This window comes from Nocardioides sp. YJ-D4 (assembly GCF_054031495.1).
The window spans coordinates 3,346,661-3,371,197 of record NZ_CM132932.1; the positions used below are offsets into that span (position 1 = coordinate 3,346,661).

General features: G+C 69.2%; 24 protein-coding genes. 17 read left to right on the forward strand and 7 right to left on the reverse strand.

Annotated features, from left to right (window positions below):
• The first annotated feature begins 10 nt into the window (after positions 1-10).
• The 3 genes from ACW14X_RS15990 (at position 11) to ACW14X_RS16000 (ending at position 3,671) form a co-directional block, all read left to right on the forward strand.
• On the forward strand, positions 11-1,924 hold the full coding sequence (locus ACW14X_RS15990; protein WP_457162636.1) for an acyl-CoA dehydrogenase family protein: 1,914 nt from the start codon (positions 11-13) through the stop codon (positions 1,922-1,924).
• A gap of 227 nt (positions 1,925-2,151) precedes the next feature.
• Complete coding sequence (locus ACW14X_RS15995; protein ID WP_457162637.1) at positions 2,152-3,093, forward strand: type IV toxin-antitoxin system AbiEi family antitoxin domain-containing protein; 942 nt, start codon at positions 2,152-2,154, stop codon at positions 3,091-3,093.
• Positions 3,094-3,119: 26 nt separating this feature from the next.
• Positions 3,120-3,671 carry an AAA family ATPase gene (locus tag ACW14X_RS16000; protein WP_457162638.1) on the forward strand — a complete coding sequence of 184 codons (552 nt, stop codon included), beginning with the start codon at positions 3,120-3,122 and terminating at the stop codon, positions 3,669-3,671.
• A 65-nt stretch (positions 3,672-3,736) separates the two neighbouring features.
• Here the strand turns inward: ACW14X_RS16000 and ACW14X_RS16005 are convergent, their stop codons facing one another.
• A complete protein-coding gene (locus tag ACW14X_RS16005; protein ID WP_160026373.1) occupies positions 3,737-4,228 on the reverse strand; it encodes an inorganic diphosphatase in 492 nt (163 codons plus the stop codon).
• 86 nt (positions 4,229-4,314) lie between these two features.
• Between ACW14X_RS16005 and dacB the strand changes: the two genes are divergently transcribed.
• The 6 genes from dacB (at position 4,315) to folE (ending at position 11,188) form a co-directional block, all read left to right on the forward strand.
• Positions 4,315-5,694: a D-alanyl-D-alanine carboxypeptidase/D-alanyl-D-alanine endopeptidase gene (gene dacB / locus ACW14X_RS16010; RefSeq protein WP_457162639.1), complete on the forward strand. Its 1,380-nt coding sequence runs from the start codon at positions 4,315-4,317 to the stop codon at positions 5,692-5,694.
• A 38-nt stretch (positions 5,695-5,732) separates the two neighbouring features.
• Positions 5,733-6,782, forward strand: a complete 1,050-nt coding sequence (locus ACW14X_RS16015) for a zinc-dependent metalloprotease (RefSeq protein WP_457162640.1) — start codon at positions 5,733-5,735, stop codon at positions 6,780-6,782.
• Positions 6,779-7,762, forward strand: coding sequence for a tRNA lysidine(34) synthetase TilS (gene tilS / locus ACW14X_RS16020; RefSeq protein ID WP_457162641.1), 984 nt, complete (start codon positions 6,779-6,781; stop codon positions 7,760-7,762). Before ACW14X_RS16015 ends, tilS begins: the two co-directional genes overlap by 4 nt.
• 10 nt (positions 7,763-7,772) lie before the next feature.
• Entirely contained in the window at positions 7,773-8,324 is a 552-nt protein-coding gene (gene hpt / locus ACW14X_RS16025; protein WP_160026376.1) for a hypoxanthine phosphoribosyltransferase, read from the forward strand.
• A gap of 151 nt (positions 8,325-8,475) precedes the next feature.
• On the forward strand, positions 8,476-10,539 hold the full coding sequence (gene ftsH / locus ACW14X_RS16030) for an ATP-dependent zinc metalloprotease FtsH (protein ID WP_350713665.1): 2,064 nt from the start codon (positions 8,476-8,478) through the stop codon (positions 10,537-10,539).
• A gap of 10 nt (positions 10,540-10,549) precedes the next feature.
• Positions 10,550-11,188: a GTP cyclohydrolase I FolE gene (gene folE, locus ACW14X_RS16035; protein WP_201451186.1), complete on the forward strand. Its 639-nt coding sequence runs from the start codon at positions 10,550-10,552 to the stop codon at positions 11,186-11,188.
• On the opposite strand, the gene ACW14X_RS16040 is transcribed toward folE, so the two are convergent.
• Positions 11,185-12,705, reverse strand: coding sequence for a polysaccharide pyruvyl transferase family protein (locus tag ACW14X_RS16040; RefSeq protein WP_457162642.1), 1,521 nt, complete (start codon positions 12,703-12,705; stop codon positions 11,185-11,187). The two genes, folE and ACW14X_RS16040, sit on opposite strands and share 4 nt — an antisense overlap.
• 105 nt (positions 12,706-12,810) lie before the next feature.
• Between ACW14X_RS16040 and folP the strand changes: the two genes are divergently transcribed.
• From folP to ACW14X_RS16080, 8 genes are all read left to right on the forward strand, one after another.
• Positions 12,811-13,617 carry a dihydropteroate synthase gene (gene folP, locus ACW14X_RS16045; protein WP_457166069.1) on the forward strand — a complete coding sequence of 269 codons (807 nt, stop codon included), beginning with the start codon at positions 12,811-12,813 and terminating at the stop codon, positions 13,615-13,617.
• A complete protein-coding gene (gene folB / locus ACW14X_RS16050) occupies positions 13,614-13,994 on the forward strand; it encodes a dihydroneopterin aldolase (RefSeq protein WP_160026379.1) in 381 nt (126 codons plus the stop codon). Before folP ends, folB begins: the two co-directional genes overlap by 4 nt.
• A complete protein-coding gene (gene folK, locus ACW14X_RS16055) occupies positions 13,991-14,557 on the forward strand; it encodes a 2-amino-4-hydroxy-6-hydroxymethyldihydropteridine diphosphokinase (protein ID WP_160026380.1) in 567 nt (188 codons plus the stop codon). Before folB ends, folK begins: the two co-directional genes overlap by 4 nt.
• An 81-nt stretch (positions 14,558-14,638) precedes the next feature.
• Complete coding sequence (locus ACW14X_RS16060) at positions 14,639-15,076, forward strand: DUF3180 domain-containing protein (RefSeq protein WP_350713662.1); 438 nt, start codon at positions 14,639-14,641, stop codon at positions 15,074-15,076.
• 15 nt (positions 15,077-15,091) lie between these two features.
• Entirely contained in the window at positions 15,092-15,685 is a 594-nt protein-coding gene (locus tag ACW14X_RS16065) for a hypothetical protein (protein ID WP_160026382.1), read from the forward strand.
• A 225-nt stretch (positions 15,686-15,910) separates the two neighbouring features.
• Positions 15,911-16,591: a hypothetical protein gene (locus ACW14X_RS16070; protein WP_457162643.1), complete on the forward strand. Its 681-nt coding sequence runs from the start codon at positions 15,911-15,913 to the stop codon at positions 16,589-16,591.
• Positions 16,582-16,950: a hypothetical protein gene (locus ACW14X_RS16075; RefSeq protein WP_350838838.1), complete on the forward strand. Its 369-nt coding sequence runs from the start codon at positions 16,582-16,584 to the stop codon at positions 16,948-16,950. Before ACW14X_RS16070 ends, ACW14X_RS16075 begins: the two co-directional genes overlap by 10 nt.
• A 9-nt stretch (positions 16,951-16,959) precedes the next feature.
• Positions 16,960-19,254 (forward strand): glycosyltransferase, encoded by a 2,295-nt coding sequence (locus ACW14X_RS16080; RefSeq protein ID WP_457162644.1) that lies wholly within the window; start codon positions 16,960-16,962, stop codon positions 19,252-19,254.
• Positions 19,255-19,267: 13 nt separating this feature from the next.
• Here the strand turns inward: ACW14X_RS16080 and ACW14X_RS16085 are convergent, their stop codons facing one another.
• The 5 genes from ACW14X_RS16085 to ACW14X_RS16105 are packed head-to-tail and all read right to left on the reverse strand — an operon-like array spanning position 19,268 to position 24,503.
• Entirely contained in the window at positions 19,268-20,902 is a 1,635-nt protein-coding gene (locus ACW14X_RS16085) for a hypothetical protein (protein ID WP_457162645.1), read from the reverse strand.
• Positions 20,899-21,738 (reverse strand): hypothetical protein, encoded by an 840-nt coding sequence (locus ACW14X_RS16090; RefSeq protein WP_160026386.1) that lies wholly within the window; start codon positions 21,736-21,738, stop codon positions 20,899-20,901. Before ACW14X_RS16090 ends, ACW14X_RS16085 begins: the two co-directional genes overlap by 4 nt.
• Positions 21,739-21,742: 4 nt before the next feature.
• Positions 21,743-22,507 (reverse strand): class I SAM-dependent methyltransferase, encoded by a 765-nt coding sequence (locus tag ACW14X_RS16095; RefSeq protein ID WP_457162646.1) that lies wholly within the window; start codon positions 22,505-22,507, stop codon positions 21,743-21,745.
• On the reverse strand, positions 22,504-23,508 hold the full coding sequence (locus ACW14X_RS16100) for an NAD-dependent epimerase/dehydratase family protein (protein WP_457162647.1): 1,005 nt from the start codon (positions 23,506-23,508) through the stop codon (positions 22,504-22,506). The genes ACW14X_RS16095 and ACW14X_RS16100 overlap by 4 nt, the downstream gene beginning before the upstream one ends.
• Complete coding sequence (locus ACW14X_RS16105; RefSeq protein WP_457162648.1) at positions 23,505-24,503, reverse strand: glycosyltransferase; 999 nt, start codon at positions 24,501-24,503, stop codon at positions 23,505-23,507. Before ACW14X_RS16105 ends, ACW14X_RS16100 begins: the two co-directional genes overlap by 4 nt.
• Positions 24,504-24,537: the final 34 nt, after the last annotated feature.

Below are 24,537 nucleotides of genomic sequence, written 5' to 3' on the forward strand. Positions count from 1 at the left end.
AGGTGGCGGTGTGACCGCCATCGATGCAGCCTCACTGACCGCACTTCTCGACGGGCGATACGCGGGAGTCCGGGAGGACGTACGCAAGTCCCTGATCGAGCGCGCCGACTTCCTCGACGAGGTCGAGGAACTGTCCCGGCCCGAGTATCGCGAACGCGTACGGGAGGTGCTCCTCGACGTCTCCGCGACCGGTCTGACCGGGCTCGGGTTCCCGAAGGAGTACGGCGGGGGCGGTGACGTCGGCGCCTCCATCGCCGCCTTCGAGGAGATGGCCGGCGGCGATCTGTCGCTGCTGGTGAAGTCCGGGGTGCAGTTCGGGCTCTTCGGCGGGGCCATCCTCCAGCTGGGGACGGCCCGCCACCACGACCGCTACCTCGCCGACATCGTCTCCGGGCGCCTGCTCGGCTGCTTCGCGATGACCGAGCACGGCCACGGGTCCAACGTGGCCGCGGTGGGGACGGTGGCCACCTACGACCCGGATGCGCGGGAGTTCGTCATCGAGACGACCCGGGAGGATGCGTACAAGGACTACATCGGCAACGCCGCGGCTCACGGTGAGCTCGCGGTCGTCTTCGCCCAGCTCGTGGTCGGCGGCGAGGAGCGCGGGGTGCACGCGTTCGTGGTGCCGATCCGGGTCGGCGGGGCGCCGGCGCCCGGGGTCAGGATCGCGGACGACGGACCCAAGATGGGGCTCAACGGCGTCGACAACGGACGGCTGTGGTTCTCGGGCGTGCGGGTGCCGCGTACGTCTCTCTTGAACCGCTTCGCGGACGTCACCGAGGCCGGCGAGTACGTCTCCGAGATCGAGTCGGCCGGACGTCGCTTCTTCACCATGCTCGGCACGCTCGTGCAGGGACGCGTCTCGGTCGGCGGCGCCGCGATCCGGGCCTCGGAGGTCGCGCTGACGATCGCCGTCCGCTACGCGCTGCGGCGCCGGCAGTTCGAGGCGTCGGCGGACGCCGAGGAGTCGCTGCTCCTCGACTACGGCCAGCACCAGCGGCGCCTGCTGCCGCTGGTCGCGCGGACCTATGCGCTGCGCTTCGCGCAGGAGGTCGTACGCGACGACCTGCACGACGTCTTCTCCGGCGTGACGACCTCCGAGCACGCCCGGCGCGAGCTCGAGTCGCGAGCCGCCGGCACGAAGGCCCTGGCGACCTGGCACGCGACCCGGACGATCCAGGAGTGCCGCGAGGCGTGCGGCGGGGCGGGCTACCTGGCGGCCAACCGGTTCGCGGCCCTGAAGGCCGACACCGACGTCTTCACGACCTTCGAGGGCGACAACACGGTGCTGCTGCAGCTGGTCGCCAAGGGGCTGCTCACCGGCTACTCCAGCGAGTTCGAGGAGATGGACCAGCTCGATCTCGTACGCTTCGTAGCCGGTCTCGCCGTCGAGACGGTGCTCGAGCGGACGGCAGTGCACAAGCTGCTCGAGCGGGTCCGCGACGTCGTACCGATCGCCGGGGAGCGCGAGCCGGACATCCTCGACTCCGACTACCACCTGGCGATGCTGCGCTTCCGCGAGGAGCACATGCTCGCCGGCGTCGCCCGGCGGCTCCAGTCCGGGATCAAGGCCGGGCGCTCCCCGGGCGAGGTGTTCTCGATGGTGCAGGACCACGTCATCGGGGTCGCTCACGCACACGTCGAGCGGCTGATCCACGAGGCGTTCCGGGAGAAGGTCCGCGTGCTCCCCGAGGGTCCCGTACGCGACCTGATGGACCTCCTCTGCGACCTCAGCGCCCTCTCGGTCATCGAGGCCGACCGCGCCTGGTTCATGGAGCACGGCCGCCTCTCCTCCGAGCGCTCCAAGGCCATCACCGCCGAGGTCAACCGCCTCTGCCGCCAGCTGCGCCCGGACGCGCGGCTGCTCGTCGACGGCTTCGGTGTTCCGGAGGAGCTGCTGCGGTCCGAGGACCTGCTCGGCTGAGGCGGGGCGGGGTGGATGCTCACCGAGGTAACTCGGTCGGTTGTCACTTCCTTCGTGGAATTCCACGAAGGAAGCGCGCGGCTACTGAGTTACCTCGGTGAGCATCCACCGGCGCATCGCGCAACAGCGGGCCGCTGACTATCCACAGGCAACGTTCGGGCCGGAGTTATCCACAGCGAGCCGATTTCTGGTCGGCAATCTCGGCGTCGGGACGAACCCTGGATCGCATGGACCCACTACGAATCATCACCGCCTCTGAAGGCTTCTTCACCCGCCGCGAAGCCAAGAACGCCGGCTACGCAGATCGCGAGATCACCGCGGTCGTCCGTCAGGGTGCATGGCATCGGATCAGACGCGGGGCATACGTGTTCGCCGACGAATGGGCAGCGCTCGACCCGGTTGGGCGCCACCGCGTGCATGCCCGGGCCGTTCAGCGTTCGCTGGGCGGCAAGATCGCGTTGAGTCACGCGTCCGGCATGGTCGCTCACGGCATCGACCTGTGGGGTGTGGACCTCGCCAAGGTGCACGTGACCAGGCTCGATGGCGCAGGAAGACCGCTCGAGGGAGACGTCGTCCATCACCTGGGGGCGGTCAGGGACGACGAGGTCGAGACACATGACGGGCTACGCACGCTGCCTGCGGTGCGATGTGCACTGGAGACGAGCCTCCAGGCCGACGACGAGGTGACTCAGTGTCTTCTCGATGCCGGCCTTCGAGCGAAGGCGTTCACGAAGGAGGAGCTGATCGCCGAATACAAGCGGATGAACCAGTGGCCCTTCAGTCATCCGCTCGGAGTCGCCGTCGCACACGCTGATCCACTTTCGGGCTCGATCGCCGAGTCGCGATGCCTGTGGCTCTTCCGCGTCGGAGGTCTGCCGCGCCCGGAGCTGCAGGTGCCGGTCTACCGCGCTGACGGTTCGCTGGTGGGCATCGTCGATTGGGCCTGGCCCCAGTTCCGGTTGTTCGGCGAGTTCGACGGCAAGGTCAAGTACGGAAAGCTGCTCAGGCCCGGCCAGTCGCCCAGCGACGCGCTGTTCGAGGAGAAGCGACGCGAGGACGAGATCCGAGAGATCACCGGCTACGGGTTCGTGCGCGTCATCTGGGTCGACCTGGACACTCCGCAGCGGACGTTGGCCCGGTTCGAGTCCCGGATGCGGGTCGCCAGCTGAACAACGACGGGTGGTTGACTTGCCATGTGGCCAGGCTGATCCTCATCAACGGAATGCCCGGAGTAGGAAAGTCGACGCTCGCCAGGCGCTTCGCGGCCGACCACCCCGGCACGCTGGTCTGCGACATCGATCTGTTGCGCACCTTCGTCAGCGGGTGGAGAGACGACTTCATCGGTGCCGGCGCACGGATCCGGCCCGCGGCGCTGGGGCTGATCCGTGGTTACCTCAGCGAGTCCGGCGACGTCGTGCTTCCACAGCTGTTCGCCAGAGTCAGTGAGCTCCAACGTTTCGAGAGGGCTGCGCACGCCGTCGGAGCCGAGTTCGTCGAGGTCATGCTCGCGACCGTCGAGGACGACGCGGTACGCCGCTTCCACGGACGCGATGACGGCGACGACCCCTGGCATCCGATCGTGAAAGAGATCGTGGCGGAGTCCGGTGGCGACGAGCACCTCCGTGCGTACGCTGCCAAGCTCGCCGACATGGTGGCCCAACGCCCCGCGACGAAGGTCGTCCCGACTGTCGCGGGCGAAGTGGGCGCGACGTACGCCTCCTTGCGCGCCGCGCTGGCTGAATGCTGACCGAGTTACCTCGGTCAACATTCGCGCGCCCAGACCGAGTTACCTCAGTCAGCAGGCGACAAACCTCAGTGAGCGGTGTTCTTGAACCGGTCGATGGACGCGGCGATCTCCGACTCCGCGGCAGCCTTGCCGACCCAGTCGGAGCCCTTGACGGACTTGCCGGGCTCGAGGTCCTTGTAGTGCTCGAAGAAGTGCTTGATCTCGTTGAGCGTCCACTCGTCGACATCCGCGAGGTCCTGGATGTGGTCGAAGCGGGGGTCGCAGGGGACGCAGAGGACCTTCTCGTCCTGGCCCTGCTCGTCCTCCATGACGTACATCGCGACAGCCCGGGCCTCGACCAGCACACCTGGGAAGAGCGGGTAGGGGGTGAGCACCAGCGCGTCGAGCGGGTCACCATCCCCACCGAGGGTGTCCTCGATGTAGCCGTAGTCTGCGGGGTACATCATGGAGGTGAACAGCACGCGGTCGAGTCGAAGCCGGTTCGACTCGTGGTCCACCTCGTACTTGTTGCGGGATCCCTTGGGGACCTCGATCAGTACGTCGAACTCCTGCGTCACTTCTCTGCCTCCAGACAAACCCAAAAACGGAATGCCGGACAGTCTGACACCGATCTGCGTCGGATCCGGCATCGAGGAGGATATCCGTGGAGCCCGACACCCCGCCGAAGTGGCCATCAGAGGAGCCCGAGGAGAGCCGCGGAAAGCTCGTGGTCGTGCTGCCGCTGGTGCTCGCGCTGCTGGTGGGAGTCGCGGCTGCGGCGTACGCCTTGGGGTGGGTCCGCTACGCGCGCGGCAACGTCGCACCGACCCCTCCGCCGGCCGCGCTGAGCATCGCCGCGGTCAGTCCAGCAGCGGTCGCGGGCCAGCAGACCAGAGCTCCGGGAAAGCCTGATCAGGCGGCGCTGGAGCAGGTGATGCGGGAGATGGTCGGCGACAAGCGGCTCGGCAAGCACCTCAAGGCAGCGATCGCGCCGCTCGAGGGCGCGCCGCTGGTGACCCACGGCAGCGGGGCCGCGACCCCGGCGAGCGTCACGAAGGTGCTGACCAGCGTGGCGGTGCTGGAGGCGTACGGCCCGGAGCGCCGCTTCGAGACCAGCACCACGCTCCAGGGGAGCACCGTCACCCTCGTCGGCGGAGGTGACGCATCTCTCACCACCAGCGACCTCGACGAGCTCGCCGCGGAGACGGCGCGGGAGCTCGGCACCACCAAGTCGGTGACCCTCGCCTTCGACGACACCCTCTTCGGTGGCCCGACCCTGAGCCCCACCTGGCGACGCACCTATCTGGGTGAGGAGGTCGGCGGGATCACCGCGCTGCTGGTCGACCACGGCGGCTCCCAGTCGACCGGCTACAGCCGGGATCCGTCCCTGCAGGCCGCCGAGCAGTTCAGGAAGGCCCTGGTCAAGCGCGGTATCAAGGTGAACGGCAAGCCCGCGCGGGGGACGAAGGCCGGCACCCAGCTCGCCGTACGTCAGGGCGACACCCTGCGCGAGATCGTCGAATACACCCTGCAGCACAGCGACAACCAGCTCGCCGAGGTGCTCGCCCGCCAGGTCGGGCTCGCGGCGGGCACCCCGACGTTCGACGGCTCCACCGCGGCGATCACGGCCACCCTGAAGGAGCTCGGCATCGACACCACCGGCCTGGTCCTCCGCGACGGCTCCGGTCTCTCCCGGCAGAACCAGATCCCGCCGACGCTGCTGGTGAGCACGCTCCAGACCGCCGCCAGCCCCAACCGCCCCGAGCTCGCCCCGGCGATGACGGGACTTCCGGTCGCCGGCTGGGTCGGCTCGCTCTCGCGGCGGTTCAACTTCGACGCCGAGCCGGGTCGCGGCCGCGTCCGGGCGAAGACCGGCACCCTCACCGGCGTCTCCGGCCTCTCCGGCATCGCGATCGACGCCCGCGGCACGCCGTTCGTCGTCGTACTCATGGCCGACGGGTTCAAGCCCGAGCAGACCCTGGACGTACGCGATGCCCTCGACGACGCGATCACGGCGGTCGCGACGTGTCGATGCTCGGCATAGGGCAGCCTGCATAGGTCCGGTCGGCTACGGTCGTACGCATGACCCATCGTGCTGAGGACCCCGCCCCGTCCGGAGCGACCATGGTCGACTGGGACCTGGCTGTACGCCTTGGTGCGACGGTCGGTGGAGATGGCCCGATCGTCTCGCGCAGCGAGGCCCAGCACGCCGTCGAGGAGCTGCGCGCGGACGCCGCCAAGGCGACCGAGTTCGTACGCGCCTTCACCGGCCTGGACGCGCCGCGTGACACGGCGCCGGTCCTGGTGGTGGACAGAAGGGGCTGGATCCAGGCCAACGCCGACACCTTCGCCCACGTGATCTCGCCGGTAGTCGACAGGATCACCGCGAAGCGCACCCCGGGAGCTCTCACCCAGGCGGTCGGCTCCAAGATCAGCGCGGCCGAGGTCGGCGGCCTGCTCGGTTTCATGTCCTCGAAGATCCTCGGCCAGTTCGACCCGTTCTACGGGCCGTCGGGGCGGCTGCTGCTGGTCGCGCCCAACGCCGTCCACGTCGAGCGCGAGCTCGGCCTGGACCCGACCGACTTCCGGCTGTGGGTCTGCCTCCATGAGGAGACCCACCGGGTCCAGTTCACCGCCAGCCCGTGGATGCGCGACCACCTCTTCGCCCAGATCGAGGGCCTCTCCGAAGCGATGGACCCGGCCTCGCTCTTCGACGGCGGGCTGCAGCGCGTCACCGAGGCGCTCAAGGGCAACGGCAGCATCGTGGACGCGTTCGCCAAGCCCGAGCAGAAGGAGATCATCGACCGGGTCACCGGGATGATGTCGCTGCTCGAGGGCCACGCCGACGTGGTCATGGACGATGTCGGCCCCGGCGTGATCCCGAGCGTCACCACGATCCGCAAGGCGTTCAACAAGCGCCGCCAGGGCATCGGCGTCCTCGACCGCCTGCTGCGCCGCCTGCTCGGGCTGGAGGCCAAGATGGCCCAGTACCGTGACGGCGCGAAGTTCGTACGCCACGTGGTCGACCGGGTCGGCATGGAGGAGTTCAACGCCGTCTTCGCCGGCCCCGAGAACCTCCCGACCAAGGCCGAGATCGTCGAGCCGGACGCCTGGGTGACCCGGGTCCTGTGAGCCTGCACCCTTCGGTCGCCGCAGTACGCCGTCCGGTCCGCGCTACGCTCGAGCGGCTCGAGCCGGGCGAGAAGGTGATGGTGGCCTGCTCCGGGGGAGCGGACTCGCTGGCGCTGGCCTCGGCCGCGGTCTTCGAGGGCCACAAGCTCGGGCTGCACATCATCGGCGCGACCGTCGACCACGGGCTGCAGGACGGCAGCCAGGCACAGGCCGCGAAGGTCGTCGGTCAGCTCGCCGAGATGGGTGTCGACGAGACCGTGACCGCGACGGTGGAGGTCAAGGCCGACGGTGAGGGTCCGGAGGCCGCGGCGCGGCAGGCCCGCTACGCGGTCCTCGACCAGCTCGCCGAGCGCCTCGGCGCGAGTGTGATCCTGCTCGGGCACACCCGCGACGACCAGGCCGAGACCGTGCTGCTGGGCCTGACCCGGGGCTCGGGCGCGCGCAGCCTCTCCGGGATGCGTGCCAGCTTCGACCGCTATCGCCGTCCACTCCTGGCGACGACCAGGATCGACACCGAGACCGCCTGCCAGATCGAGGGCCTCCACGTCTGGCAGGACCCGCACAACCGCGACTTCGCCTACACCCGCGCGCGCATCCGCCACCGCGTCCTGCCCACGCTCGAGGAGGACCTCGGCCCGGGTGTGACCGAGGCCCTGGCGAGAACGGCCGAGCAGCTCCGCGAGGACGCCGACTTCATCGACGACATCGCCCAGGCGATGCACCGCGAGCTCGGCGGATCCCTTCCGGTCGAGACCCTCGCCGGTTATCCGTCCGCCGTCCGCACCAGAGTCCTCCGGATCGCGGCGATCGAAGCCGGCAGCCCGCCCGCGGAGCTGACCCGTGAGCACGTCAAGGCCGTCGACGAGCTGGTCACCGGCTGGCGCGGCCAGCGTTGGATCGACCTTCCGGGACACCTGCGCGCGAGGCGTACGGACGGTCGGATCGTCTTCGAATCGGGGCCGTTCACACCGAGCGCTTAGAGTGACGGACATGGACACCGAGTACGTCGGCGACGACCTCGTGAAGACCCTGTTCACCCACGACGAGATCCAGGCCAAGGTCGAAGAGCTGGCCCGCCGGATCGAGAAGGACTACGAGGGCGAGGAGTTGCTGATCGTCGGCGTCCTGCGCGGCGCGGTGATGATCATGGCCGACCTCGCGCGCGCCCTGAACCGCCACGTCGAGATGGACTGGATGGCCGTCTCCTCCTACGGCTCCGGCACCAAGTCGTCCGGTGTGGTGAGGATCCTGAAGGACCTCGACACCGACGTCACCGGCAAGCACGTGCTCGTCGTGGACGAGATCATCGACTCCGGCCTGACCCTGACCTGGCTGACCTCCAACCTCACCAGCCGCGGACCGGCGAGCATCGAGATCGCCACCCTGCTCCGCAAGCCCGAGGCGGTCAGCATGCCGGTCGACGTGAAGTACGTCGGCTGGGACATCCCCGACGAGTTCGTGGTCGGCTACGGCCTCGACTTCAACGAGAAGTACCGCAACCTGCGCGACATCTCGACCCTCGCGCCGCACATCTACAGCTGAGGCTGGAACAGAGCCGGCGAGCGCCTGCTGTTACGCCAACAGCGGAACCGTGCAGATGGGGTGGGCACGATTTGGCGTGTACCGTCGTTCTAAATGACGTGCACGCTGCCCTGCGTGCGTGTCTGACCCCGTAAACGGTTGAAAGAAGCCTGTGAAGCGCATATTCAAAGGTCCCTGGCTGTGGATCATCGTGGCAGTGCTCGGTGTGATCCTGGCGCTCCAGTACCTGGCCCCTCGCAACGGCGGTGACGAGATCACCACCAGCGAGCTGACCGAGTACATCCAGAACGACCAGGTCAAGGAGATCACGTTCGTCGACGGCGACCAGGAGATCAAGGCGACCCTGACCAAGGACGCCCGCAAGGGCAGCGCCGAGGTCACCACCTCGTGGGTCGACGGCGACCAGGAAGCGCTCATCGAGATGGTGCGCAAGACCGAGGCCGAGGGTGACAACCTCAAGGAGTTCAACTCCGAGGTGGCCAAGCCCTCCGTGCTCGGCTCGATCCTGAGCTTCCTGCTTCCGTTCGTGCTGATCATCGTGCTGTTCCTGTTCCTGATGAACTCGGTCCAGGGCGGTGGCGGTCGCGGGGTCATGCAGTTCGCCAAGTCCAAGGCGAAGCTGATCACCAAGGACATGCCCAAGACGACGTTCGCCGACGTCGCCGGTGCTGACGAGGCGGTCGAGGAGCTCCAGGAGATCAAGGAGTTCCTGCAGGAGCCGGCGAAGTTCCAGGCCGTCGGCGCCAAGATCCCCAAGGGCGTGCTGCTCTACGGCCAGCCAGGCACTGGTAAGACCCTGCTCGCGCGAGCCGTCGCGGGCGAGGCCGGCGTGCCGTTCTACTCGATCTCCGGTTCGGACTTCGTCGAGATGTTCGTCGGTGTGGGTGCGAGCCGTGTCCGCGACCTGTTCGAGCAGGCCAAGGAGAACGCTCCCGCCATCGTCTTCATCGACGAGATCGACGCCGTCGGTCGTCACCGTGGTGCCGGCATGGGCGGTGGCCACGACGAGCGCGAGCAGACGCTCAACCAGCTCCTCGTGGAGATGGACGGCTTCGACGTACGCGGCGGGGTCATCCTGATCGCGGCGACCAACCGTCCCGACGTGCTCGACCCGGCGCTACTGCGCCCGGGCCGCTTCGACCGCCAGATCCAGGTGGACGCTCCCGACCTCGCCGGTCGCGAGAAGATCCTGCAGGTCCACGCCCGCGGCAAGCCGCTGGCCGGCGACATCGACCTCGACTCGGTCGCCCGCCGGACCCCCGGGTTCTCCGGTGCCGACCTGGCCAACGTGCTCAACGAGGCCGCGCTGCTGACCGCTCGCAGCGACCAGAAGCTGATCACCAACAAGGCGCTCGACGAGGCCATCGACCGAGTCATCGCCGGCCCGCAGAAGCGCACGCGTCTGATGAGCGAGCAGGAGAAGCTCATCACCGCCTACCACGAGGGCGGCCACGCGCTGGTCGCCGCTGCCCTTCCGGGCCCGGACGTGGTCCAGAAGATCACGATCCTGCCGCGCGGCAAGGCGCTGGGCTACAACCTGGTCATGCCCGACGACGACCAGTACTCGCAGACCCGGTCCTCGATGCTCAACAAGCTCTCCTACATGCTCGGTGGCCGTGCCGCGGAGGAGCTCATCTTCCACGACCCGACCACGGGTGCCGGCAACGACATCGAGAAGGCGACCAACCTCGCCCGCGCGATGGTCACCCAGTTCGGTATGACCGAGCGCCTCGGTGCGATCAAGCTGGGTGAGTCCAACGGGGAGCCGTTCCTGGGCCGCGACATCGGTCACCAGCGCAACTACTCCGAGGAGGTCGCCGCCGTCGTCGACGACGAGACCAAGAAGCTCCTCGCCACCGCGCACCAGGAGGCCTTCGACATCCTCGAGGAGAACCGGGACGTCCTCGACAACCTGGTGCTGCAGCTCCTCGAGAAGGAGACGCTCTCCAAGCACGAGGTCGCCGAGATCTTCGAGCCGCTGCGTCGCCGCGACCCGCGTCCGGCCTGGACCGGCTCCGACACCCGCCGTCCTTCCGACCGCCCGGCGGTCGAGATCCCGCGGTGGATCGTCGAGCGCGACAAGGAGAACCTCGCCAAGGCGATCCGAGCCGCCGGGAAGCAGTCCGGCGCCCAGGCCGGGGCCCAGTCCGCCAACGGTGTCGACCTCGCCAAGCCGACCGAGGCCGGCTCGCCCGAGGGCACCCCGCCCGCCTGATACTGAAGACATGTCCGACAACTTCGATGACGTAGCGCCCGTCCATGTCCCCGAGCGGGACGTGGCGGACGTACCGGTGTTCGACCAGAAGCGGGCCGAGGCGGCCGTGCGTGAGCTGCTCTACGCGATCGGGGAGGATCCCGATCGCGAAGGGCTGCTCGAGACTCCCGCTCGGGTCGCTCGCGCCTACCAGGAGGTGACCCGCGGGCTGCACCAGACGCCCGAGGAGGTCCTCACCACGACCTTCGATCTCGGCCACGACGAGATGGTCCTGGTCCGCGACATCGAGCTGTGGTCGATGTGCGAGCACCACCTGGTGCCGTTCACCGGTGTCGCCCACGTCGGCTACATCCCGGCCTCCTCCGGCAAGATCACCGGCCTGTCCAAGCTCGCCCGGCTGGTCGATGTCTACGCCAAGCGACCGCAGGTGCAGGAGCGGCTCACCACTCAGGTCGCCGACGCGCTGATGGAGCTCCTCGAGGCGCGCGGCGTCATCGTGGTGGTCGAGGCCGAGCACCTCTGCATGACGATGCGCGGCGTCAAGAAGGCCGGCGCCCGCACGATCACCAGCGCCGTGCGCGGCACGATGCGCTCCAACGCCACCACCCGGGCCGAGGCCATGGCCCTGATCCGGGGCGGGACCCGCTAGCCCGCCGAACGACCCAGCCGGCGGCGAACCCTCCGGACGAAGCCGCGCAGGCCCGCTCGTTCCTGGTGACGAGCGAGGTCTGCGCGCAGCTCGTCGATCAGGGCTCGCTGGCGGTCCAGGCGGCCGGCCTGCCGTTCGATCCGGGTCTGCTGCTTGCGCGTGGTCGCCTCGAGGGCTGCGATCCGCTTCGCCTGGCTCTTCGCTGACGCGGTGAGCTTCTTCTCGAGCTCCCGCTCGCGACGCCTCGCGGCGGTGTCGGCGTGCTCGGAGGCGGTCTTGAGCGCGTGGATCCGGTCCTCGATGCGCCGGATGGCGTCATCGCCCGGTCCGCGGAGCGTGGCGACAGGTGCCGCGGGCTCCAGCGCGGCGAGCTCGGCGTCGTAGGCCGCACTCGTCTGGCCGGGCTGCGCGACGTTCGCCAGGCCGGCGTCGTCCAGGAACGAGGTCAGCCGCTTCCAGCCGTCGGCCAGGCGGTTGTGGAAGCTGGTGAAGTCGGCCGCCTGGTACAGCTCGTCGACCGTGGTCTCGGCCCTGAACGAGTCAAGCATCCTGTAGGGCAGGCCGTGGTAGTCGCACAGCTCCAGCACACGGGAGTCATGAGCGACGACCATGGCCGGGGTCCCGGCGAGCACCGCGGCGACGTTGCCGTGGATACGCGTGCCGAAGGCGAACCGCTGGGTTGCCAGGAACCGCATCCAGGAGCCGGCGTCGAGGAACATCCGGGTCCGGTCCTCGGCGTAGAGCCGGTGGTCGCGGTCGATACCCATCTCGGGCTGACGGTGCCGTCCCCACTGGAGCATCGCGAAGTCGTGGTGGGTCTGACCGACGTACGTCATGTGCGGGTGCCGATCGGCGAAGGCGTCGACGTACGTCTCGAACCAGGGCGCTGTCAGCGGGCTCATCGAGACGGCGATCGGGTCCTCGTCGGCGATCGGGGTGGAGCGCTCGTCGCGGACGGTGAGGTCGGGGCCGTTGAGGTAGATCGACGGACAGCCGATGATCTCGACGTGCTCGTCGCCGTAGCCGAGCCGCCGCAGGTAGGCGGCCGTGATCTCGCCGCGTACGCCGACCTTCGAGGATCGCTCGAGCACGCTGTTCATGAATCGGCGGTGGAGGGCGGCCAGCTCGTCGCCGGGAGCGGTGTCGAGATCGTCGAGGGAGAGCTGTGCGCCGATGCCGACGATGGTGGTCGGGATCGAGAGCTGTTCGATGAAGGCGGTCAGCCGGGTCAGCGGGCGGGTGAACTCCGGCCGGAGGGCGTTGGCCAGCGGCACCACGAAGTGGTCGTACTCGTCGTTGGTCGCCGCGACCTCCTCGGCGGTGAACGCGCGTCGCTCATGGATGAAGCCGTTCGAGACGATCTCGGTCCCGGGCACGCTGAGGAGCCGGTGTGTCGAGTCGGCGAAGAGGAGGTTGCCGACGTTCGTGCCGTAGAACCCGATGCCCCACGCACGCGGGTCGTCCGCCTCGATCACGTCGAACGGGTCCCTCGCTGAGCGGAGCAGGATCTTGGCCACGATGCCTCCCTGGGTACATGAGATGCCGGGCAGCCTGGCTGAGCGGGCCCGCCTGGTCAAGTCTGCCCTTCCGGTGTCGCCGGATAGGGTCGTGGCGTGCAGGTCATGGGAATCGTCAACGTCACGCCCGACTCGTTCAGCGACGGCGGACGTTTCTTGGCGACCGATGACGCGGTGGCCCACGGTCACGCGCTCCTGGAGCAGGGGGCCGACCTGCTCGACATCGGTGGCGAGTCGACCCGTCCGGGGGCGACCAGGCCGCTGGTGGCCGACGAGCTGGCCCGGGTGGTGCCGGTCATCGAGACGCTGGCCGAAGAGGGCGCGACCCTCTCGGTCGACACGATGCGTCCCGAGGTCGCCGAGGCGGCCGTGAAGGCCGGGGCGAAGATCATCAACGACGTCTCGGGCGGTCTGGCCGACCCGGGGATCCTCGGGGTCGCGGCCGACCACGGTGCGACGTACGTCGTGATGCACTGGCGCGCGCACGGCGCTGAGATGCAGCACCAGGACCACCTCGTCTACGCCGACGGCGTGGTCGCCACGGTCAAGGCGGAGCTGGAGCAGAGGATCGAGGCGGCGCGGGCAGCGGGGATCCAGGACGACAACATCGTGGTCGACCCCGGCCTCGGCTTTTCCAAGACGGCCGACGACAACTGGCGGCTGCTGGCGGGCGTGGAGGAGTTCCACAAGCTCGGCTTCCCGGTGCTCATCGGAGCCAGCCGCAAGACCTTCCTCGGCCGCCTGCTGGCCGCCCCCGACGGCACCCTGCGTCCGGTGACCGAGCGTGAGAACGCTCACGACGCGATCACCGTCTTTCTCGCGCAACGTGGTGTCTGGGCCACGCGTGTTCATGACGTACGTGCCGCCAAGGACGCACTCGCGGCGGCAATGAAGTTGGAGACTATTCGGTGAACATCACAGAACCTGCGGACGAAATTCAGATCCTCGGCCTGGAGTGCTACGGCCATCACGGAGTCTTCGACTTCGAGCGCCGTGAGGGGCAGAAGTTCATCATCGACCTGGTCATCGGCACCGACTCCCGCAAGGCGGCGGAAACGGACGACTTGCATGACACCGTGGATTACGGAAGTCTCGCGATGGCGGTCAAAACCAATGTTGAGCGCGACCCGGTGGACCTCATCGAAACGCTTGCCCAGCGGATCGCGGACATTTGCCTTGCAGACATCCGCGCACTTTGGGTACGTGTTACGGTTCACAAACCGGGGGCGCCTATCGAAGCGACGTTCAAAGACGTCACCCTGACGATCACCCGGAGGCAGAGCACGTGACAGAGGTACCCAACCCGTACATCATCGACGCCGACACGCTCACCGGGGAGATGCGGCCGATCCGGCGGGCGGTGCTGTCTCTGGGCTCCAATCTCGGGGACCGGTTGGCAAACTTGCAGGACGCGTTGAACACCCTCGCCGAGACCCCGGACGTCTGGGTGACCACCATCTCGCCGGTCTACGAGACCGAGCCGGTCGACTCGCCCGCGGATGCCGAGCTCTACCTCAACGCCATCGTCCTCGCCGACACCACGCTCACCCCGACGCGCCTGCTCGAGCGTGCGCTCACCATCGAGGATGCGTACGGCCGCTCGCGCAGCGGCATCTTCAACGAGCCGCGCACGCTCGACATCGACGTCATCTCGGTCGGCGACAAGATCCTCGAGGAGGAGTCGCTGACGCTGCCGCACCCGCGTGCGCACCAGCGCGCCTTCGTGCTCAAGCCGTGGCTCGACCTGGAGCCGAGCGCCGATCTTCCCGGCGTGGGTCCGATCGCCGAGCTGCTGGAGCAGTCCGATCAGTCCGGCATCACCCGCCGCGACGACCTCAGCCTCGAGCTCTGAGCGGATCTGAGCACAGCACCCGAGGACCCCGACCAGGGTCCTGAGAAGGATCCCGCCGACGACGAGCGCCGGCTCCACCCGATGTCGGGCGGAGCCATCACGGCGTGGGCCGTCATCGGGATCGTCGGTGGCTGGCTGGCTCACCCCGTGCTGGAGTCCTGGCGCGGGGTGGCCCCGGTCATCACCTGGGCGCAGCCGGTGGTGCTGCTGCTGATCGCGGCGGCCCTGGGCGTGACCGCCTGGATCACCCACCGCCAGCTGCAGGTACGCGGCGAGCGCATCGAGGCTCATCAGGCGGTCAACCGGCTGGTGCTCGCCCGCGCCTGCACCCTGGTCGGCGCGCTCCTCGCCGGCGGCTATCTGGGCTACGCGGTGAGCTGGCTGGGCTACGACGCCAACACCGCGGCAGGGGAGCGGCTGGTCCGTTCGGCCCTCGCGGCCGTGGCCGGGACCGCGATCCTCGTCGCCGCTCGACTCCTCGAACACGCGTGCCGGGTCCGCAAACGCGATGAAAACTAGCCGTACCGTGGAAGCATGCCTTCCCCATCCGCAACTTCAGTCACACGCAGGCGTCAGCGCAGCACACGCCTGACGGTTGCTGTAGGCCTGCTGGCGCTGGCCGCCATCACGATCACCGCCGCGGTGGCCTCCGGGTCCTGGCTGGTTGTCGTGCTCGCAGCCGTTCTCGGGCTCGCCTGTGGCGCTGCCGCAACCAAGATCACCCACTCCGAGCTTCTCCAGACCCGCCGCGACTGGGCGCGTGACCGGGCCGAGCAGGCCCAGGCCTACCGCGTCGAGTCCGAGAAGCGGGCCGAGGAGAACGCCGAGTTCCGCGAGCACATGGATGCCAAGCTCGCCGAACGAGTCCAGGCCGTCGAGGAGCTCGAGGCCGCTCTGGCCGCCGCGCACCAGCGTGCCGCCGAGGCCGTCCGTCGCCGTGGCGAGGAGGCCCGCCGGGCCGCCCAGGCCGAGATGCGCGGCGAGCAGCTCGAGGCGATGCTCCAGGCCGTCGAGGCCGACGCCGCCGAGGCGGCCATCCGGGTCGCCGAGCTGGAGTCCGAGCTGGATGCCGTACGTGCCGAGCTCGAGGCCGAGCGTACGAGCTGGACCGGGGCTCAGTCCGCCTGACCAGCGAACGACGCACAGATGTATGGATGGTGACGAGGCGCCAACAGCGTCATGGCACTTTGCGTCGGCGCGCGTGAAAACGCGCCGCGACGCTCAAATCGATACTCGGGTGGGTAACTGTCGGCGGTCTGGCTCGTTATGATTTTTCCGAACGGGTAACGCGCCTACCGCGTCCCTGGGATCTGTGACGACGCTGCGACGAGGGTCGTTGGAAAGGGGAAGCCGGTGACGTTGATCGCCGAACGGGCAGTCACGATCACTGAAGGCTTCGCCTACCTACGCGACCTGATGACCACGTACGCCAGAAGGGCGCCGGTGAGGTCGGTCGCCGTGCTCGGGAATGCGCCGCTGGGGCCCAGCGACGACCGGGCGCAAGCCATCGACGACTCGGATCTCGTGATCCGGGTCAACAGCTTCGTGCTGGACGTCCCGGGTGCGCCGCGCGCCCAGGGATCGCGGGCCGACGTGGTGATCTGGAACCGGATCACCCGCCCGACCCGGTTCACCTTCGACCGCTACCGCGAGCGGCTCTACCTCCTCGCCGAGCCGATGCGCTTCCACGGCCGCCTCGAGGTGTGGCCGATGTCGTGGCCGCCCGATCTGGGCTTCGTACCCATCCCGAACGGGGAGCTGCTCACCGGCACCGGGAACGATCTCGACATCCCCTGGCGCACCGAGAAGCTGGCGCCGACCACGGGCTTCACCGCCGCGTGGCTGGCGGTCAACCTGTTCCCGGAGTCCGACATCCTGCTGTCGGGGTTCTCGTTCGTCGACAACCCCGGGCAGACGGAGTGGACCTATCAGGCCGGCGGCTCCTCGCCCGTGGCGCCGGAGCATCGGATCGAGGCGGAGGCACGCGTCATGACCGGCTGGCTCGAGGAGGAGCGCATTTCCCTATGGCGATGAACCGACTGCGCGGCAAGGTCAACAGATTGGCCGGCTCCGCGGCCGACCTGGACGAGGCTCGAGCCACCATCGAGGAGCTGCGCGCGATCACGGACCGGCAGCGCGTCCGGATCGGTGACCTGGAGCGCGAGCTCGCTCGGGTCAGCCCGCAGGTCGCGGCACTCGAGGCGCGTCTGGAGACCCTGCGTGACACCGTCGAGCGCGGCAACCTCGCGGCCGGAGCGCCGTCGGAGGGCCACGTCGACGCCTCCTCGATCTGGGCCGAGATCCAGCGTCAGCAGGAGCAGGTGCGCGCTCGGATCACCGCGGCCACGCGTTTCGAGGAGCGGTTGCGAAGGCTCGAGGACGGAGCCACTTAAGGTGAGAATGTGTCGTATCCCGCTCTGAGCATCGTCATCCCGTTCCACAACGTGGAGCCCTTCCTGCAGACGTGCCTGGAGTCGCTTCGCGCCCAGACCTTCTCGGATTTCGAGGTGGTCATGGTCGACGACGCGTCCACCGACGGGTCCGCAACGGTCGCCGACCGATTCGCGTCCGGCGACGCGCGCTTCCGGGTGGTCTCCTCGGAGAAGGTCGGTGTCGGGGTGGCCCGAAACATCGGGATCGAGGCGAGCAGGGGTGACCTGCTCGCGTTCGTCGATGCCGACGACTACGTCCCGGAGTACGCGTACCAGCTCATGACGGACACGTTGGCGCGCTCGGGCTCCGACTTCGTGGCCGGCAACGCCCGCCGGTTCGACTCGGTGTCGGTCTGGCAGTCGTGGTCCCACCGGCGCCCGTTCGTCACCACCCGCATCGCCACGCACTGCAGCCGGACCCACATCCTGGGCATCGATCGCTACATCTGGAACAAGGTCTACCGGCGCGACTTCTGGGACTCCGCCGGCCTCGGCTACCCGGACATGCTCTACGAGGACTACCCGGTCGCCCTCGCGGCCCACATCCGCGCCCGCCAGGTCGACATCCTCGCCGAGCCGATCTACTACTGGCGGCACCGCGACGGTGGCGAGGCCTCGATCACGCAGAGCCACTGGAATCTCGACAACCTCAGCGACCGCGTACGTTCGGCCGAGATGCTCTTCGACATGGTCGAGGAGCAGGCTCCCTACCTGTCCGACCTGGTCAAGTCCCACCTCGCGGCGACGGACGTCCAGGTGCTCGCCCGGTCGATCGAGGACCATCCGGCCGACGAGTCCGGGCGCATCTTCGACCTGGCGGAGCGCTACCTGGGGCGCGTCGACGACGCGATCCTCAACCGGCAGGGACCGTTCGAGCGACTCGTGTTCGACCTGCTGAAGCGCCGGCAGCGTGACGCGCTCACGACGCTGACCCGTTATCGGGCCGAGTACGGGACCCAGGCGCCGCTGGCCCGCCGACGGGATGGCTGGTACGCCAAGCTGCCGTCCTTCGAGGACGCCGCGGTCGGCGTCCCCGACTCGGTGTTCCGCCTGGCTCCGGCGTACATGAAGGCCAAGGCGGTGGCGACCGAGGCCTGGTGGGACGGATCCCGGGTTGCGGTCCGGGTCAACATCGGCATCAACACCCTCGCGCTCGCGCCACGGACCCGCTTCAAGGTGTGGCTGGAGAGCCCCGCCGGCCGCCGGGTGCCGGTGGACCACGTCGCTCGGCCGCGGGCGATCCCGTTCGGCCAGGTGGACAGGTCCACGCTCGAGCTGAGCCTCGACCCGTCGCAGCTGGCGGGCGATCGCCAGTGGCGCCTCATGATCGGCATCCGCAACCGCGACGTGCGCGACGTGATCCAGGTGACGACGTCGGGAGACGGACGTGAGCGGTGGCAGGGCTGGCGCCGCATCGGCAACCGCTGGTGCCGCCCGGGTCGTCTCCCGGGCGGCTTCGGGGTCACCGTTCGCGACCTTCCGGACGCCTGGGTGGATCACACCACCGATCTCGGCGACGAGATCGAGATCCGGGGCGCGTTCCGGGGCGCTGCTCCCGAGCATGCGGAGCTGACCCTCACCGACCGCAGCGGTTCGGTGGTGACCCATCCGTTGACCATCGGCGAGCGGGGCGAGCGAGGCATCACCCCGTGGCGGCTGACGGTGCCGGTCGAGGCTGTCCTGGAGAAGTCCGGACTGGACATGCCCATGGAGGAGATCGTGCCGACCCGGGTGAAGCTGTCCCGGAAGGGACGTACGTCTCCGCTGCCGGTGCACCCGGACTTCCTCGGGTCGCGGTCGCTGATGAAGGGGCGCGCGGTGAACGCCACCCGCGACCCGAACGGTTCCTTCGTCATCACCGCGACGCCCGACCGTCCCGTCGTCCACGACGCATGGTGGCAGGGCGAGGACCTGATCCTGCGTGGTCCCGACGGTCCCCGGCTGGAGTCCACGGGAGCGGTCCTTCGGACCTGGCCGACCCCGGAGAAGCCCCTCGACGTCGCCCTGGACGTGACCGACCGTGACGGGGTCTTCCTGATCACCGTGCCTGTGGGCGCGCTGCGCAGCACCGTCGTCGAGCACGGGGCCTGTGAGACGTCACAGTGGTCGTTGCTGGACGGCCGCGAGCACAAGCCGATCGTCGTGGCCCGTGAGCTCTCCGAACGGGTGCCTCAGCCGACCACCGCCGAGGCGGCGAAGCTCGAGTTCGGCTGGTCCGACGAGATCCATCTGCGGCTCGCGCCGGTCCCGCCCGCCGACGTGTGACCGGCTGAAGCCGCTAGCGCCTGGCCACGCGTCGCATCGCGCGGAGAGCCCTTCTGAGCAGGCGGGCCGCGCGCCGGGCCCCGGGCACGCGTCCGAAGCCGGACCGCGCCTTCCCGGGGACGGACGATGCGCGCTTGGCGACCCGGTTGACGGTCGGGGCCTGCCGAGCGCTCAGCTGGTCCTCCAGCTCCTTGATGCGATCGTTCAGTGCCGCAACGTCGCGCCGGGCCGCCGTGCGTACCTCGTGGGTCATCGTCTGACGCTGACGCATCTGCTGCTTGAACCAGGTCACCTGGCCGCGCAGCGCCTCGTTCTCGTCGGCCAGCTTCCGGAGCTCGCTCGGATCGGCCTCCTGCGGCGCCTGCCGTCCCGCGACCACGGGTGTCATGCCGATCGCGGAGAGCGCGGCCTCTCGCCGTCGGCGTACCTGGTGGACGTCCGCCGGAGTGACCGCGACATCGATGGTCGCCGCGAGCAGGATGGTGAGCTCCTCCCTGCCGCGGCCGGCGGGCCAGGGGTGACGCCACCCCGTCGCGCAGAGGTACGCCGCGAGCTCGTCCAGCAGCCCCAGGAGGATCTCGTCGGCGGACTCGCCGAGCTTCACCGTCGACTCGTGGACCGGGACGACGTGGCCGGCGTCGAGGCCGATCTCGTCGACCTGAAGGCCGCACCAGCGCTCTGGCGCCTCGGTGACCGCGTCGCGCAGCCGGCGTACGTGCTGGCGAAGCCCCGAAGCGTCGCGGCGTGCCGAGTCGTGCAGGGCTTCGATCAGCCAGGACCGCTCGGCAGCGGTCCAGGAGGTCTCATCACCGGTCCGATCGACACCGACGACCGACGAGATCGTCTCGAGGCCGCGGGTGACCAGCCAACCGCCGGCGGCTCCCGCGGCTCCCAACGTGTCCAGCGCCTGGCCCAGCGCCGGTTGGATCTCGCGCAGCGTGGGGATGTCGGCGGGGCGGCCGTGAGCGACCGCGAGCGCCACCGAACAGGCTTCGGGGGCCGCGGCCAGGGTCGGCGCGGCGACGTCGGGCCACAGCGTGTGACCGCGACCGCGGAACCGCGCGCTCGCGTCCGCGAGGCTTCGCGGATTCGCACGATCATGGACGGGGAAGGACCAGTCGGCGTTCTCGTTGGATGCCTCCGGGTTGACGGCCCGGAGCTGTGCGAGCGGGGATCCCGGGTTGGGAACGACCAGCGCCAGCCGCGAGTCGCCTGTCGCGAGGACAGTGAGGTGCTCGGCGATCGCGTGCCAGTCCGCCGGGTCGGCGTCGATCGTTGCGACCCGTCCGAACCCGTCCAGCGCGAGCACGGCGTCGGCCGCCTGGTCGGTGGCCCAGGCACGCAGGTCGCCGCAGACGACGTCGACGGCCCGGTGGGCGTACCGCTCGGAGACGAGCTCCGCGTCGGTGTGGGTGCGGAGGACGACGGTCGTGGTCGCGGCGACGTCGACGACCGCGTCGAGCAGGTCGAGGTCGTGCGGGCCGACGACGAGCAGGTGGGAGGCACCGGTCGCCGTCGCAACGGCGAACCGGGTCAGGACCGGTCCGCGCGGGAGCGCCCGGGCGCCGGCCATGTCGGACCAGTCGTACATGTCTCCCGAGACGACGCGGTAGGCGGCGACCGTCGAAGCCGTGTCGATGTCGTTCATCCTGTGATCTCCCATCCGAAGAGCGCGCGCAGCTCAGCGGGCGACGCCATGGCATCCAGCCCGAGCTCGCGCACGGTCGTGGCGCGTACTTCCTCTGCGTCGGTCTCCACCCCGTGGAACTCGGGGAACAACCGTTTGGCCTGCTCGTTTCCGTCTCTCACGCTGGCGTCCCTGACGTCGGCGAAGGTCATCGGGTCGCCGTAGACAGCGACCTCGGCGCCGACCGAGGCGCCGTAGAAGATCGCGGTGGTCAGACGGTTCGAGGCGACCCGACGGTGGCGGATCTGCTCCGCGTACTGCTTGTGGAGGAAGCGGATGTCGGTGCCCTGACGCAGCGTGCCGCGCTTGCCGTGACAGATGACCCGGAAGCCGGCGTCCTCATAGCGGCGACGGATCTCCGGCATGTCGTACTCGATCCAGTAGAGGCAGACGGTCACCGGACCCTCCTCGGTGTCCCGGATCTCCGCGATCAACCGGTCGTGATCGCCGCTGACCTCACCGTGGTCCCAGGTGTGGAACGGGTAGAAGATCGTTCCCTCGCGCTCGTCGGCCGGGGGTATGGGCTCGACGTCCTTCTTGAGGTCGAGCAGGTAGTTCCACGGAGCGCCGATCACGGCATAGTCGCGCCAGCCGACGGCCTGGCCGCGGCGCAGGTTCGCGTGGGACCAGACGAACTTGGGGAAGCCGTACGGCGGCTCGTGGCCCGGGCCGAACCCGTGAAGAAGGTTCCAGCCATGCTGGAGCACGCCCCAGATCGGGCGCGGCTGCTCGAACGGGAGTCCGCAGTACTCCGAGAGGATGTGGGCGTGTCCGTACCAGTGATTGCTCGTGTCCACGTCTTCAGTCTCCTTCGACCTTGACCGCGGCGACCAGCACCGAGGACCCGAACGGCAGATCGAGTCTGGGCAGCAGCCGCTGGTCGATGCGGGTGGCGCCGAGCAGGACCTTCTCGATCGCGGACGAGACCTCGGGCAGCGGTGCGACGCCGCCGTCGGGAAGCTGCTGTGCACTGGCCGGACCGCGCTCCTTGACCCGGGTGGCCAGGCGCTGAGCGGCGAACATGGGAAAAGTCCCCGTGAAGCCGTACGTCGCTCGCAGGGGCGCGAGCCCGGCCGCCCTGACCGCCGCCACCGCCCGCCGCCGGGTGTAGCGCCGGTAGTGGTGGTTGAGGTCGTCGTGGCCGGTCCAGGCCCAGTTGTACGCCGGCACGGACATGAGGAAGCGGCCGCCAGGGGCGAGGACGCGTTCGATCTCGGCCAGGGCGGCGGCCTCGGGATCGCAGTGCTCGATGACGTCGAAGGCCGCGACCACGTCGAAGGAGCCGTCGGCGAACGGAAGCCGGATCGCGGAGCCGCACACGCCGCCGTCGGCGAGGCCACGCGGGTCGACATCCAGCGAGACGTGATGCTCGGCGGTGCCCTCGAGCCAGGTGACACTCGGCCCGTCGGCGCTACCGACATCGAGGAGGCGCCGTGGCGTCCCGACGTACGGCTTCATGACGGTCTCGAGGATCTGGGTGCGCGCTCGGTACCACCAGTAGTCGCTCTGGGCGATCGAGGGAGAGCCTCCCGTCGTGGTGCCCAGCAGCATGCCCGTTTCGGTCATCGGATCGAGATCTCGCTCACGTGCGTCGGAAGTGCGGAGGTACCAGCAGCGTAGGCCAGTGCGATCTCATCGGCGATGCGACGCACGCCAACGGAGAACGGCGTTTGGGTCCGTTTGTCGAGCTCCGGCCAGACGACGCTGCGGACCCGCAGGTCGCGTGCCTGGCCGGGCGTGCCGGCACCCGGGATGCGCAGTCGTGACCGCCGCCGGAAGACCCGGTTGGTCTCTCCGATGACGGCCGAGAGGGTCGCTCCGGTGCCGGTGGCCAGGATCTTGACGACGGCGTTCGAGCCGGCACCGCGGACGTGCTCGTGGAGCCCGTCGAGGGCGTCGACGACCATCTCGGCGCAGTCGCCGACGTAGAGATAGTCCCGGATGGTGTCGAAGGAGACCCAGACCGGCAGCGGTGTGCCGCGCAGTTGGGCCAGACACAGCTGAGAGACGAGGCCCTGGGGCTTGGAGAGCTTCTGGCCGGGCCCGTAGAGGTTGGTGATCCGCCCGAGCAGCGCCACCGATCCGGTCTCGGCGCAGAACGCGGTCAGGGCTTCCTCCATGGCCAGCTTGGCCCTGCCGTACGCCACCAGTGGGCGAGGTTCGGAGAGCTCGGTGAACGGGGGATCGGCCGAACCGGCGTAGACGCCACCGACGGAGGAGGCGAAGAAGAACGCGAGCCGGGTGGTCGGGCGCAGGGCTGCACGCAGGTCATCGAGTACGTCGCGGAAGAGCGACGCCTCGGTCTCGAGCTCGTCCGCCGGGGTGGACACCACGCCCGCGCCGGCGCACCAGGCGATGTTGACGCGGCCGTCCGACGACGAGTCGACGAAGGCGGCGAGCTCGGACCTCAGGACGGCGCGGGCGGCGACCGGGTCGTGCCAGGGCACGCGCGTCGTCCGCACGCACGCACCGGAGCGCTCGAGCGTGCTGCGTACGTGGCGGCCGAGCAGACCGCCGCTGCCGACGACGAGCGTGGGCGGTCGGGACGGGCGCTGAGCGCCGGTCACTCGGGATGACCCGGCTGGGGTGACTCGCGAAGCGGGCCGTTCGCGGGGTCGCTGACGATGACGTAGAGCGGCTTGCCCATCGCCATGTTGACGGAGACGCCGAGGTATTCGGCGATCACTCCGAGGGTGAGCATGATGGCGCCGGAGCAGACCAGCACGGCCGCCATCAACGAGGTCCAGCCCTGCACGGGGACCCCGCCGGCGAGACGGGCGACGACCAGCACGACCGCGAGGACGACGCCGGAGGCGGCGAGCAGGGCTCCGCAGATGCTGACCGCCCGCAGCAGGCGGGTGCCGCCGGTGAGCACCATCCGCCAGAAGTGCGACATCAAGGAGCGGTAGTTGTAGCCGGAGGGCCGCTCACCCTCCTCGCGCAGCTCCACCGGGCACGTGGCCACGTCCGAGATCACCCAGCTCAGCGCGACGTCGAGGTAGACGCCGTTGGCGGCGTAGGCGGACACGCTCCGGCCGTACTCGCCCAGGATCAGCCGGAAGCTGTTGAACTGCCGGGCGCTGCCACCGGGCATGAGGCGGTCGATGACCACCTTCGACCCGCGCGAGGTCAGGTTGCGCAGCGGGCCGTGGGGCGCCGCGTTGGTGGGGCGGGCGTAGACGAGGGCGGCGCGCTCCCTCAGGGCCGTGTCGAGCATCGACCCGATGTAGGCCGGGTCGTGCTGGCCGTCCTCGTCCATCGTGACGATCCAGTCGGATCCGGACGAGGCCAGGCCGGCGAGCGTCGCGGCGTGCTGGCCGAAGTTACGGCTCAGCCAGATCGGGCGAACGATGTCGTACTTCTCGGCGAGCTGTCGCATGGCGAGGTCCGAATTGTCCGGGCCATGGTCGTGGACCAGGAGGATCTCGGTGACACGTCCCTGGTGCCCGTTCGGGGTGACGAACGGTTCGGCGAGGTCGACGACCTCGCTCACCACGTCCGGAAGCGTCTCGGCACCGCGGTAGACCGGGATGACGACGGAGACGGTGTGGGTGGGGGACATTGCTAGGAAAATAGCGCATTCGGAGGGGCTTCGG